At 68.6% G+C, this 13,281-nt stretch carries 9 protein-coding genes; 5 read left to right on the top strand and 4 right to left on the bottom strand.

What is annotated here, in order from left to right; genetic code table 11:
• The first annotated feature begins 49 nt into the window (after window positions 1-49).
• Window positions 50-865 (top strand): GIY-YIG nuclease family protein, encoded by an 816-nt coding sequence (locus tag WS89_RS30860; protein ID WP_059795824.1) that lies wholly within the window; start codon window positions 50-52, stop codon window positions 863-865.
• A gap of 52 nt (window positions 866-917) precedes the next feature.
• Here the strand turns inward: WS89_RS30860 and ppa are convergent, their stop codons facing one another.
• Complete coding sequence (gene ppa, locus WS89_RS30855) at window positions 918-1,445, bottom strand: inorganic diphosphatase (protein ID WP_059504845.1); 528 nt, start codon at window positions 1,443-1,445, stop codon at window positions 918-920.
• A gap of 337 nt (window positions 1,446-1,782) precedes the next feature.
• On the opposite strand from ppa, the gene WS89_RS30850 reads away from it, so the two are divergent.
• The 3 genes from WS89_RS30850 (at window position 1,783) to WS89_RS30840 (ending at window position 5,638) form a co-directional block, all read left to right on the top strand.
• Entirely contained in the window at window positions 1,783-3,222 is a 1,440-nt protein-coding gene (locus WS89_RS30850) for an aldehyde dehydrogenase family protein (RefSeq protein WP_059795822.1), read from the top strand.
• 204 nt (window positions 3,223-3,426) lie between these two features.
• The gene (locus tag WS89_RS30845; RefSeq protein WP_059795820.1) at window positions 3,427-4,185 is read left to right on the top strand and encodes an SDR family oxidoreductase; all 759 of its coding nucleotides are present in this window, start codon (window positions 3,427-3,429) and stop codon (window positions 4,183-4,185) included.
• 148 nt (window positions 4,186-4,333) lie between these two features.
• Window positions 4,334-5,638, top strand: coding sequence for an MFS transporter (locus tag WS89_RS30840; RefSeq protein WP_034208110.1), 1,305 nt, complete (start codon window positions 4,334-4,336; stop codon window positions 5,636-5,638).
• Window positions 5,639-5,896: 258 nt separating this feature from the next.
• On the opposite strand, the gene WS89_RS30835 is transcribed toward WS89_RS30840, so the two are convergent.
• The 3 genes from WS89_RS30835 to hemC are packed head-to-tail and all read right to left on the bottom strand — an operon-like array spanning window position 5,897 to window position 10,061.
• The gene (locus WS89_RS30835; protein WP_059795819.1) at window positions 5,897-7,084 is read right to left on the bottom strand and encodes a heme biosynthesis protein HemY; all 1,188 of its coding nucleotides are present in this window, start codon (window positions 7,082-7,084) and stop codon (window positions 5,897-5,899) included.
• A gap of 2 nt (window positions 7,085-7,086) precedes the next feature.
• Window positions 7,087-9,057, bottom strand: a complete 1,971-nt coding sequence (hemDX, locus tag WS89_RS30830; RefSeq protein ID WP_059795817.1) for a fused uroporphyrinogen-III synthase HemD/membrane protein HemX — start codon at window positions 9,055-9,057, stop codon at window positions 7,087-7,089.
• A complete protein-coding gene (hemC, locus tag WS89_RS30825) occupies window positions 9,057-10,061 on the bottom strand; it encodes a hydroxymethylbilane synthase (RefSeq protein ID WP_059504836.1) in 1,005 nt (334 codons plus the stop codon). Before hemC ends, hemDX begins: the two co-directional genes overlap by 1 nt.
• A gap of 207 nt (window positions 10,062-10,268) precedes the next feature.
• Between hemC and ppc the strand changes: the two genes are divergently transcribed.
• Window positions 10,269-13,259 (top strand): phosphoenolpyruvate carboxylase, encoded by a 2,991-nt coding sequence (gene ppc / locus WS89_RS30820; RefSeq protein WP_059795816.1) that lies wholly within the window; start codon window positions 10,269-10,271, stop codon window positions 13,257-13,259.
• Window positions 13,260-13,281: the final 22 nt, after the last annotated feature.

The following is a 13,281-nucleotide window of genomic DNA, read 5'->3' as shown; positions in this document are numbered from 1 at the left end:
TGCGCATTTTTTCTGAGACACTGGCGGCTTCGCATTCCGCTGCTCCGCCATGTCCTGGTTCCTGTATCTGATCGAATGCGCCGACGACAGCGTCTACACGGGCATCACGACCGATGTCGCCGCGCGCTTCGACGAACACGCGTCCGGCAAGGGCGCGCGCTACACGCGCTCGCGCAAGCCGCGCGCGGTGCTCGCGTCGTTTCCGCTGCCCGACCGGTCGAGCGCGTCGCGCGCCGAATACTGGGTGAAGCGGCTCACGCCCGCGAAAAAGCGCGAGCTGGCGGCCGGTTTGCGGACGCTGGAATCGGTGTTGCCGGCGGCGATCGCGCTCGACGAAAGCGGCGACACGGCCGGGACGAACGCGATGGGGCGCGGGCGGAAGAAAAGGAAGGCGGAAAACGTCGACGATGCGCAGAAGACGGCCGCAACGGAGGCGGCCACCGCGAAAAGGGCGAAAACCGGGAAACGTGCCGGATCCGCAACGGCCGCGAAGCCTGCAAAGCCTGCGAAGGGCAAACAAGCGTCGAAGTCGACGAAGGCAAATAAAGCCGCGCCGGACGCGAAACATGCAAGAACCGACGGCGATGCCGCCGCAAAAAAGACCGCGTCGCGTGGCACACCGGTAAAAAAGGCACGCTCGCCCTCCTCCACGCAGTCGAAAAGAAAGGCCCCGGCTGCCGCCGCAGCGGCCGCGAACGTACGCGAAGACGCCGCTTGCGCATCGGGCCGGCGCCGACCGGCGGCCACGAAAGCCGCTGCGGCGATCGCTCCGGCCGTTGCCCCGCCGCGCGCGAAACGCGCGAAGCCGGCACCGGCCACCCGCAGGAAAACCGTGCGCGCAAAACAAAACCGCGCGGTCTCCTGAAGAGACACGCGCGGTTCGTTCCGTACGCGCCGGCCGTCGGCCGGCACGCCGCTTACTTCTTGTAGTTCGCGGCGCCGTCGGCGATTTCCTTGTGCGCGGCTTCGATGCCGGCCCAGCCTTCGACCTTCACCCACTTGCCCTTCTCGAGCGCCTTGTATTGCTCGAAGAAGTGCTTGATTTGGTCCTTCAGGTACTCGGGCACGTCGTCGATCGTCTTCAGGTTCGCCGTCATCGGGCAGATCTTGTCGTGCGGCACCGCGATCAGCTTCGCGTCGACGCCCGATTCGTCCGTCATCTGCAGCATGCCGAGCACGCGCGAACGCACGATCGAGCCGGCCAGCAGCGGGAACGGCGTGATCACCAGCACGTCGACCGGATCGCCGTCGCCCGACAGCGTCTGCGGGATGTAGCCGTAGTTCACCGGATAGCGCATGCCCGTGCCGATGAAGCGGTCGACGACGAGAAGGCCCAGTTCCTTGTCCGCCTCGTACTTCACCGGATCGCTTTGCGCGGGAATCTCGATGATCACGTTGAAATCTTGCGGCAGGTCCTTGCCGGCCGGAACATGATTGAAGCTCATGAGCACTCTCTGTAGGTCGATGGGAATTCGGGACAGGGCGCCTCGGCCGATGCACCGCCACGGGCGTCCCCCAAAAGGAATGCGCCATTATAGCCAATCGACCGGTGGCGTCCGGATGACGATCGGCGCGATAATCGTTCCGGATGTCCGGCCGTCGAACCGGCGGCGTTGCACGTCGACGATAAAGCACGGGATCCGGGCAAGCGCCAAAGCGCCAGTTTGGGTCGACCGCGTTGCATGACGCCCAACCAAGCGCTAAAGCGCTAACTTGAGTCGACCGCGTTGCATGGGACCCAAGTAAGCGCTAAAGCGCTAACTTGGGTCGACAGGAGCAGGCATGGAAGAGGCGAAGCACTTCATCGCGGGCGAATGGACGTTGCCCGCGCAACTGGAAACCATCGCGGTCGTCGATCCGTCCGACGGCCAGCCGTTCGCGACGATCGCGCGCGGCACGGCGCCCGACATCGAACGCGCGGTCGCCGCGGCGCGCGACGCATTCGCAGGCCCGTGGGGCGCCGCGAGCGCCGCCGAACGCGGCCGCGTGCTGATGCGGCTGTCGGCTCGCGTGGCCGACCATCTCGACGAACTCGCCGCGATCGAGGCGCGCGACACCGGCAAACCGCTGAAGCAGGCGCGCGCCGATGCAGCCGCGCTCGCGCGCTACTTCGAGTTCTACGCGGGCGCCGCCGACAAGCTGCATGGCGAAACCCTCCCCTATCAGGCCGGATACACGGTGCTGACGGTGCGCGAGCCGCACGGCGTCACGGGCCATATCGTGCCGTGGAACTACCCGATGCAGATCTTCGGGCGCAGCGTCGGCGCGGCGCTCGCAGCCGGCAACGCCTGCGTGGTCAAGCCGGCCGAGGACGCGTGCCTGTCCGTGCTGCGCGTCGCCGAGCTGGCCGCCGAGGCCGGGCTGCCGGCCGGCGCGCTCAACATCGTCACCGGCTACGGCCATGAAGCGGGCGCCGCGCTCGCACGCCATCCGGGCATCGACCACATCTCGTTTACGGGCTCCCCAGCCACCGGCAAGCTGGTCACGCAGATGGCGGCCGAGAACCACGTGCCGGTCACGCTCGAACTCGGCGGCAAGTCGCCGCAGATCGTGTTCGCCGATGCCGATCTCGACGCGGCGCTGCCCGTACTCGTGTCCGCGATCGTGCAGAACGGCGGGCAGACCTGCTCGGCCGGCAGCCGCGTGCTGATCGAGCGCGCGGTGTACGAGCCGCTCGTCGAGCGCCTCGCCACCGCGTTCAACGGGCTGCGCGTCGGCCCGAGCCGCGCCGATCTCGACTGCGGCCCGCTGATCAACGCGAAGCAGCAGCAACGCGTGTGGGATTTCCTGTCCGACGCGCAGCACGACGGCATTCCGATGGCCGCGCACGGGCAGGTCGTCGCCGACGCGCCCGAAAGCGGCTTCTACCAGGCGCCCGCGCTGTTGCGCGACGTGCCGCCGTCGCATCGGCTCGCGCAGGAGGAAGTGTTCGGCCCCGTGCTCGCGGCGATGCGTTTCGTCGACGAGGACGAAGCCGTCGCGCTCGCGAACGGCACGCCGTACGGCCTCGTCGCGGGCATCTGGACACGCGACGGCGCACGCCAGATGCGGCTTGCGCGGCGTCTGCGCACGGGCCAGGTGTTCATCAACAACTATGGCGCGGGCGGCGGCGTCGAGTTGCCGTTCGGCGGCGTCGGCCATTCGGGCCACGGCCGCGAGAAAGGCTTCGAGGCGCTTTACGGCTTCACCGCGCTCAAGACGATCGCGATCCGGCACGGCTGAACGCACGGCGCGCGACAGCCGGCAGGCAGCGCCCGGCCGCCTGCCGACGCACGACGACTCTCATGACCAGCACAGCTGCGATTCGAGCTCGATGGCTCGCATGAGACACACGCTGTGCCATGGCCTCCAACCGGTCAGGCAGCCCGCCTCACGGCGGGCCACAACTGAAGTTCGAAGCAAATCGAAGATATAAGGAGACACACCATGCGGTTGAGCGGCAAGACGGCCATCGTCACGGGCGGCGGCTCGGGGTTCGGCGAAGGCATCGCGAAGACGTATGCGCGCGAAGGCGCGAACGTCGTCGTCAACGACCTGAACGGCGCGGCGGCCGAGCGCGTCGCGAGCGAGATCGCGCTCGCGGGCGGCAAGGCGATCGCGGCGGCCGGCGACGTATCGAAAGAGGACGACTGGCGCGCGCTGCTGCAGGCGGCGCTCGACGATTTCCATGCGGTGCAGATCGTCGTGAACAACGCCGGCACCACGCACCGCAACAAGCCCGTGCTCGACGTGACGGAAACCGAATTCGACCGCGTGTACGCGGTCAACATGAAGAGCCTGTTCTGGTGCGTGCAGACCTTCGTGCCGTACTTCCGCGCACAGGGCGGCGGCGTGTTCGTGAACGTCGCGTCGACGGCCGGCGTGCGGCCGCGCCCGGGCCTCGTCTGGTACAACAGCACGAAGGGCGCGATGATCACCGCGAGCAAGTCGCTCGCGGCCGAGCTCGGCGCCGACCGCATCCGCGTGAACTGCATCAACCCGGTACTCGGCGAAACCGCGTTGATGACCGAGTTCATGGGCTGCGAGGACACCCCGGAAAATCGCCGCCGCTTCCTCGCGACGATCCCGCTCGGCCGCTTCTCGACGCCGCAGGACATCGCGAACGCCGCGCTGTACCTTGCGTCCGACGAAGCCGAATTCATCACGGGCGTCTGCCTCGAAGTCGACGGCGGGCGTTGCATCTAGCCGTACCGGGCATCACGGTTATTCCGTCTTGCTTCGCACGAAACCGGATCGGGCGCGCCGCTGCGTCTGCGCCGGCCAACTACAACGACGGTGGCGCACGGGATCCGGATAACCGCTCGAGCGCCCACTCTGATCGACAGGAGACAACATGGCAACATCGACGCAGTCGCTGCCGGGCTCGTCCGGCGCATTCGAGGAAGCAACCTACCGCAAGGTGTCGTGGCGACTCGTGCCGCTCCTGCTGCTGTGCTACGTGGTCGCGTATCTCGACCGCGTGAACGTCGGGTTCGCGAAGCTGCAGATGGCGAGCGACCTGAACCTGAGCGATACCGTGTACGGGCTCGGCGCCGGGATCTTCTTCTTCGGCTATTTCCTATTCGAGGTGCCGAGCAACATCATCCTGCACCGCGTCGGCGCACGCGTCTGGATCGCCCGCATCATGGCGACGTGGGGCGTGATCTCGATCCTGACGATGTTCGTCACGACGCCCGCGATGTTCTACGTGATGCGCTTCCTGCTCGGCGTCGCCGAAGCGGGCTTCTTTCCCGGCGTGATCCTCTACCTCACCTACTGGTATCCCGCGCACCGGCGCGGCCGGATGACGACGTTCTTCATGACGGCCGTCGCGCTGTCCGGGGTGATCGGCGGGCCGATCTCGGGCTTCATCCTGAAGGCGTTCGACGGCGTGAGCGGCTGGCACGGCTGGCAATGGCTGTTCCTGCTCGAAGGCATTCCGTCGGTGCTCGCCGGCGTGCTCGTGTTCTTCACGCTCGACGAGCGGATCGCGAAGGCGACGTGGCTGACCGATGAAGAAAAGGCGCTGCTCGCCCGCAACGTCGACGCCGAGGAAGCCACCAAGGAAGACCTGCCGCTCGGCGCGGTGATGTCGAGCCCGCGCGTGTGGCTGATGGCGCTGATCTATTTCTCGTTCGTGATGGGGCTCTACGGCGTCGGCTTCTGGCTGCCGACGATCATCAAGGCGACGGGCGTGACCGATACGATCGTGATCGGCCTGCTGTCGGCGATTCCGTATGCGGCTGCGGTGGTCGCGATGATCCTGATCGCGCGCAGCGCGGACAAGCGCCGCGAACGCCGCTGGCACCTCGCGATTCCGGCCGCGATCGGCGCGCTCGGCCTCGTGCTGTCGGTGATCTGGGCGCACCAGACTGCGCTCGCGATGCTCGGCCTCACGCTCGCGACGATCGGCATCCTGACGACGCTGCCGCTGTTCTGGAGCCTGCCGACCGCGTTCCTCGGCGGCACGGCCGCCGCGGCCGGCATCGCGATGATCAACTCGATCGGCAACCTCGCCGGTTTCCTGAGCCCGTACCTGATGGGCTGGCTCAAGCAGGCGACGGGCGCCAACGATGCGGGCATGTACATGCTGGCCGGGTTCCTCGTGCTCGGCGGGCTGCTCGCGCTGTCGGTGCCGAAGCGGCTCGTCGACAAGTGACGCGCGGCGCGTAAAGGCGCGCCGGACGCGCCGAGCACCAAGCACCGAACACGCCGGTCGACGGCCGTCCTCACGAAACGCCCCGACGCCCGGCACTGCCCGGCCGCCGGGGTATTTTCGATTCCGGACGGGCAAGACCGCGCCGGCCGGATGCTTCGCCGACCGGATGACGCCGCCATGCGTCCGCACGGCCTCGCGACGAACGAAAAAAAGCCCCGAAGGCCGATCGGCGTTCGGGGCTTTTACCGCGGCACCGCGTCAGACCACGGTGATCGCGAGCGCGCTTTCGCGGTAGTGCTTCGCGGCCTTGTCGGTTTCGCCGAGATGCTCGAACAGACGGGCGAGTGCACGATGCGCCCGCACCTTCAGCGCCTCGTTGTCGGCCAGCTTCAGCGCCGATTCGAGGAACGACTGCGCCTTGCCCCACAACTGCTGCTGCTGGCAGAGGCGGCCGAGTGCGAACAGCAGGTCGGCATCTTCCGGATGATCCTTCTTCCAGCCTTCGGCCTTCTGGATCAGCGGCAGCGCATCGGCGCCGGCCGTGTCCGGATAACGGCGCAGCAGGCGCGCATCCCAGTTGTGCGCGAGCGCGTCCTCGACGATGCGACGCGCTTCGTTGCGGCGCTCGAGCGGCACGAGCAACTCGGCCGCGAGATCGGCCAGACGCGGCGACTGGCGCTCGACCGGCGACAGCGACTGCCACACTTCGAGCAGCGCGTCCGGGTCGTGCCGGCGTTCGCGCAGCAGGTTTTCCGCCGCCTGCTGGCGCAGCCGCACGGCTGCGGCCGGATGCAGCGCCTCGCGCTTTTCGAGCGCCTTCGCAAGCTTCAGCACCTCGGCCCAGTTCTTCAGTTGCTGCTGCGCACGCAACGCGACCTGCTGCGCGTGGATGCGCTTGCCGCCGGCCTGCATGTCGGCCAGCGCGGCGAGCGCACCGTCGGCATCGCGGGCGTCCGCGCGCATGTCGGCGGCGGCAAGCAGCCGTGCATCCTGCCATTCGGGCGCGTCGATCTTCGACAACCAGTCGTCGCGGCGCGTGTACTCGTGCATCCGATGCGCGGCGGTGGCCGCGACGAGACTCGCGGCGCCCAGGTTCGCGTCGATCGACAGCGCTTCGCGCGCGGCCTTCTCCGCACGCGAGAAGCGGCCCGCGTACAGGTTCGCGATCGCATCGCGCAGCGACGCCTGCGCCTTCTCATTGCGCGAACGCGCGCGATAGGCGGCGACCCGCTGCGGCATGCGCCAGATGTTGCGCACGATGCGCAGCAGCGCGTACACGACGATGAACAGCACGACGATGGCGATCACGAACAGATTCAGCGACACGTCGACCCGGTACGGCGGATAGACGAGCAGCACCTGCCCCGCGTCGAAACGGCCGACGGTGGCGAGCGCGGCGGCGAGCGCGAACAGGACCGCGAGCCAGACGATTCCTCGAAGCGTCATCGTTACCCCCGGCTCTTGAACTGCTGAACGGCGTTCAGGCTCGTGTTCAGGTTCGGCACCGCGACGGTCAGCGATGCGCCGTCAACCTGCTTGAGCAGATCCTCGACGGTCTGCGTGTCCTTCGACGCCTGATCGAAATACTTGCCGAGCGACGCCTGGGCGGCGTGCAGGTCGGCCTTCATCGCGCTGTCGTTGCGCGCCAGCAGCGACAGCCGCGCGGTGAGCAGACGCAACTTCACGTTCTCGCGCACGAAGTAACCCTGGTCGGGCGACGCGAGCATCGCATCCGCGTGATCGATCCGGCGCACCTGCACGAGGCCCTTCAGTTGCTGACCGAGACCGGCCGAGAAGTCGTGCCACCACACCTTCCAGCGCGGTTCGCCGGCAGCGATCGACGAAGCGGCGTCGGCCGGCGCGGCCTTCGGCGCTGCGTGCGGCACGATCGCCTCGCCCGACAGCGGCAGCGCGTCGATCTTGCCGATCGCATCGTCGAGCTTGATCGCAAGGCCGGTGAGATCGGCTGCCGGCGCGGCCTTCAGCTTCTCGATGTCCTGCGCGAGCGCCTTGCGCACCGTGACGGCCTGTGCGCTCTGCGACGTCGCGAGACGCGCGTCGGCGTTCTGCAGCGCGATCAGCGCGAGCTGCGTGTTGCCGGTCAGCTGAAGCTGCTGGCTCGCGCTCGACAGCATCTGGTCGACTTCCTCGAGCATCCACGCATCGCGGTTGCGCGACAGGTCCTGGTATTGCTGCTGCAGCGCCTGCTGCGCGCTCTGCGCATCGGCGAGCTTGCCGTCGAGCTGCGCGAGCTGCGTGTCGACCTGGTGCGTGCCGGCGAGCGCCTGCTCGGTCTTCATCCGCGTTTCGGCCGCTTGCGCGTCGAGCGCCTTCTGGCGCGCGACGAACGTACCGTCGAGCCGATCGATCTTGCGGTTCAGTGCGTAGCCGCCGACACCCGCCGCGCAGCCGAGCACGACGACGACGAACCACAGCACCGCGCTGCCGCCGCGGCGCGCACGCGGCTCGGGCGCGAGATAAGGAGGGCTGGACGGCGGTGCGGATGCAGCGGCCGGCTGGGAAGCGACGCTTTTGGAATCGTTGGTATCTGTCATGCGTTTAGTCACCGGTGCGGCTGTCGCCGGTTGGACGGCCTCGTCGGCCATCGTTCGAAACGCGCGGACGATGCGCTCATCGCCCGCGCCGGTCAGCGTAATCCTATCAAAACCCAATGCGCGCGCGGTCTGCTCGATCCGTGGATGCGGCGTCACGAGCGGCGCATGCTTCAGCGCGTCGATCTCGGCGTCGTTCAGGTGGACGCGTGCGAGCTCGTGCAGGTTGCGCACGCCTTCCGAGCTCGTGACCAGCCACGCGTGCGGCTGGCCGTCGAGCAGCGCGTGCACGCGCTCCCACGCGCCGACGCGCGGCTCCGGCACGACGCGCCGGTACGCGGCGACGAGCGTGACGTCCGCACCGGCCTCGCGCAGGCGGTCGGCAAGCCATTCGCGTCCGCCGTCGCCGCGCACGATCAGCACGCGCTTGCCCGCCAGCGCCTGCGCGCCGCCGAACGCGGCCTCGATGCTCGCGAACAGGCTTTCCGAATCGTAATGGGGCACGCCGCCGTCGGGCGAGGGCTGCGGCGCGATCACGCGATGCGCGGGCGCCGCGATGCCGTGACGCTCGAGCGCCGCGACGCTGCCGGGCCCGACCACGCCGACCGGCAGCGCGTTCGGCCAGATCGCGCCGTACCGCGCGAGCGCGCGATCGATCGCGTTCGGCGACACGAAAATCACCAGCGCGTAGTCGGCCAGCGCCGCGAACGCGGCGTCGAGCGGCGCCGGATCGTCGACCGGCGCGATGTCGATCAGCGGGAATTCGAGCACGTCGCAACCGGCATCGGCCAGTTGCGACGCAAGCGCGTCGGACTGGCCGTCCGGACGCGTCAGGACAGCGGTGAACGCGCGCGCGCCGCCCGCCATCAGGCGTCGCCCTTGCCCGCGGCCTGCGAGCCCGCGAGCAGCGCCTGGACGATGTCGAGCGCGCCTTGCGCCTCGAGCTCGTCGGATACCGCGCGGCCGAGCGCGAGCGCATCGGCGACGGTCACGACGGCCCCGCACTCCTCGGCCGTCAGCACGCGCTTGCCGTCGGTGGTCGACACGCGGCCCGTCAGGTACAGCTCGCCCGCGCGCCACACCGCGTGCGCGGCGAGCGGCACCTCGCAACTGCCGCCGAGCGCGCGCGACACCATCCGCTCGGCCTCGACCGCGAGCGCGGTCTGCGGGTCGTGCAGCGGCGCGAGCCACGCGGCGACGTCGTCGCGGTGCGCGGCGATCTCGATGCCGAGCGCGCCCTGGCCGGCTGCGGGCGGGCTGGCCTCGACGTCGAGCAGCGTGCGGATCCGCGCTTCGAGACCGAGGCGTTTCAGCCCCGCCGCCGCAAGGATGATCGCCGCGTAGTCGCCGCGGTCGAGTTTCGCGAGACGCGTGTCGAGGTTGCCGCGCAGCGGCAGGACCTCGAGATGCGGATAACGCGAACGCAGCATCGCTTCGCGACGCAGGCTCGACGTGCCGACGACCGCGCCGGCCGGCAACGCATCGAGCGACGCGTAGTCGTTCGACACGAACGCATCGCGCGGGTCCTCGCGTTCCATGATCGCGGCGAGCGAGAAGCCGTCGGGCAGCGCCATCGGCACGTCCTTCAGCGAGTGCACCGCGAGATCGGCGCGGCCGTCGGCCAGCGCGCTCTCCAGTTCCTTCACGAACAGGCCCTTGCCGCCGACCTTCGACAGCGTGCGATCGAGAATCTGATCGCCGCGCGTCGTCATCCCGAGGATTTTCACGTCACAAGCTGGATATAATTTGCGCAGCGCATCACGCACATGTTCGGCTTGCCACATCGCCAGGCGGCTCTCGCGCGAAGCGATCGTCAACGTCGCGGGCGGCCGTGCCTGTTGCGGCCCGGCCGCGGGGGTCTCGGAATTCATTGCTGGAACATCGAAGGACGGGATTGAAGACCGAACAATGGTAGCACGCACGCCCCGGCGGCCCGAGCCCGGAGCCTGCGCCCGGCCTGCTTCCGTGCGGGTCGCGGCGCCGTTGTGCGGATGTGCCGCACGTAGCTGGTTGCTTGACCGCAGTTCCCGCAGTTTCCGCAGTTCCTTTTGACTCGAGCTTTCCCAAGGAAACCCATCGTGAAGTCTTCCGGATCGGCGCGTACGGCGCGCCGCAATGCTGCCTTGCCCTCCTCCGACGCCCCGACGGGCACGCTCGCCACCGCCGCGAACGGCCGTGCGAAAACGGCAACGAAACCCACGGCAACGAAACCGAAAGACCCGATACGTCAGACAAAAACGGCGACGAAGGCCGGCACCCGCGCGCGCGACGACAAGGACCGCCCGCTGTTCGAAGACATCCGCTTCCTCGGCCGCCTGCTCGGCGACGTCGTGCGCGAACAGGAAGGCGATACCGTGTTCGACGTGGTCGAGGCGATCCGCCAGACCGCGGTCAAGTTCCGCCGCGAGGACGACAGCGAAGCCGCGCAGACGCTCGAGAAGAAGCTGCGCAAGCTGACGCCGGAGCAGACGGTGAGCGTCGTGCGCGCGTTCAGCTATTTCTCGCACCTCGCGAACATCGCGGAAGACCGCCATCACAACCGCCGCCGCCGCATCCACGCACTGGCCGGCTCCGCGCCGCAGCCCGGCACGGTCGCGTACGCGCTCGATCAATTGAAAACCACCGGCAACGCGTCGAAGCGCCTGCTGCAACGCTTCTTCGACGATGCGCTGATCGTGCCGGTGCTGACCGCGCACCCGACCGAAGTGCAGCGCAAGAGCATCCTCGACGCGCAGCACGACATCGCGCGCCTGCTCGCCGAGCGCGACCAGGAACTGACCGCGCGCGAGCGCCAGTACAACGAAGCGATGCTGCGCGCGCGCGTGACCGCGCTGTGGCAGACGCGCATGCTGCGCGACTCGCGCCTGACGGTCGGCGACGAAATCGAGAACGCGCTGTCGTACTACCGCGCGACCTTCCTCGACGAGTTGCCCGCGCTGTACGGCGACATCGAGGCCGCGCTCGCCGAGCACGGCCTGTCGGCCCGCGTGCCCGCGTTCTTCCAGATGGGCAGCTGGATCGGCGGCGACCGCGACGGCAACCCGAACGTGACCGCGTCGACGCTCGACGAGGCGATCAACCGCCAGGCCGCGGTGATCCTCGAACACTATCTGGAACAGGTGCACAAGCTCGGCGCCGAGCTGTCGGTGTCGAACCTGCTGGTCGGCGCGAACGACGCGGTGAAGGCGCTCGCGGCAGCGTCGCCCGACCAGTCGCCGCACCGCGTCGACGAACCGTATCGCCGCGCGCTGATCGGCATCTACACGCGGCTCGCCGCGAGCGCGCGCGTGCGCGTCGGCGAAGGCACGGTGCCCGTGCGCAGCGCGGGCCGCGGCGCGCCGCCGGTGCGCGCGATTCCGTACGAAGATTCCGAAGCGTTCGTCGCCGATCTGAAGGTGCTGACCGCGTCGCTCGACGAACACCACGGCACGTCGCTCGCCGCGCCGCGCCTCGCGCCGCTCGTACGCGCGGCCGAAGTATTCGGCTTCCATCTGGCGAGCATCGACCTGCGCCAGAGTTCCGACATCCACGAGGCGGTGGTCGCCGAGCTGTTCGCGCGCGCGGGCGTCGAGGCCGACTATGCGGCGCTCGCCGAGGAAGACAAGCTGCGCGTGCTGCTCGCCGCGCTCGCCGATCCGCGCCCGCTGCGCTCGCCGTACCTCGAATACTCGGCGCTCGCGCAGAGCGAGCTCGGCGTGTTCGAGAAGGCGCGCGAGGTCCGCGCGCAATTCGGCGCGCGCGCGGTGCGCAACTACATCATTTCGCACACGGAAACCGTCAGCGACCTCGTCGAAGTACTGCTGCTGCAGAAGGAGACGGGCCTGCTCGAAGGCACGCTCGGCGTACCGGGCGGCGACGCGCGCAACAGCCTGATGGTGATCCCGCTGTTCGAGACGATCCCCGACCTGCGCGACGCGTCGCGCATCATGCGCGAATACTTCGCGCTGCCGGGCATCGACGCATTGATCGCGCACCAGGGCGCCGAACAGGAAGTGATGCTCGGCTACTCCGACAGCAACAAGGACGGCGGCTTCCTCACGTCGAACTGGGAGCTCTATCGCGCGGAACTCGCGCTCGTCGACCTGTTCCGCGAGCGCAAGATCACGCTGCGACTGTTCCACGGCCGCGGCGGCACGGTCGGCCGCGGGGGCGGCCCGACCTACCAGGCGATCCTGTCGCAGCCGCCGGGCACCGTGAACGGCCAGATCCGCCTGACCGAACAGGGCGAGGTGATCGCGAGCAAGTTCTCGAACCCGTCGATCGGCCGGCGCAACCTCGAGACGGTCGTCGCCGCGACGCTCGAGGCGTCGCTGCTGCCGCAGTCGAACGCACCGGCGCAACTGCCCGCGTTCGAAGCCGCGATGCAGACGCTGTCCGACTCGGCGATGGCCGCGTATCGCGCGCTCGTCTACGAAACCCCGGGCTTCACCGACTACTTCTTCGCGTCGACGCCGATTACCGAGATCGCCGAGCTGAACATCGGCAGCCGCCCCGCGTCGCGCAAGCTGCAGGATCCGAAGCAGCGCAAGATCGAGGATCTGCGCGCGATTCCGTGGGGCTTCTCGTGGGGTCAGTGCCGGCTGCTGCTGACCGGCTGGTACGGCTTCGGCAGCGCGGTGAGCGCGTATCTCGACGGCGCGCCCGACGACGCCGAACGCGCGAAACGCGTCGCGCTGCTCAAGAAGATGAACAAGACCTGGCCGTTCTTCTCGAACCTGCTGTCGAACATGGACATGGTGCTCGCGAAGACCGATCTCGCGGTCGCGTCGCGCTATGCGCAACTCGTGCCCGACCGCAAGCTGCGCAAGCACGTGTTCGAGCGGATCGTCGCGGAATGGGAGCGCACGTCGCAGGCGCTCGCGGAAATCACCGGGCACGAAAGCCGCCTCGCGACCAATCCGCTGCTCGCGCGCTCGATCAAGAACCGCTTCCCGTATCTCGATCCGTTGAACCACCTGCAGGTCGAGCTGATCAAGCGTCACCGCGCGGGCGACACGAACGCGCGGCTGCGCCGCGGGATTCACCTGACGATCAACGGGATCGCGGCCGGCCTGCGCAACACCGGCTGATCCGCGCGCGGCGCGGGTGCAT

Origin of the sequence: Burkholderia sp. MSMB1072 (assembly GCF_001524725.1) — a bacterium.
Classification (GTDB): domain Bacteria; phylum Pseudomonadota; class Gammaproteobacteria; order Burkholderiales; family Burkholderiaceae; genus Burkholderia.
Note: the sequence above shows the minus strand (reverse complement) of the source record. Positions and strands in the feature narration are given on the sequence as shown.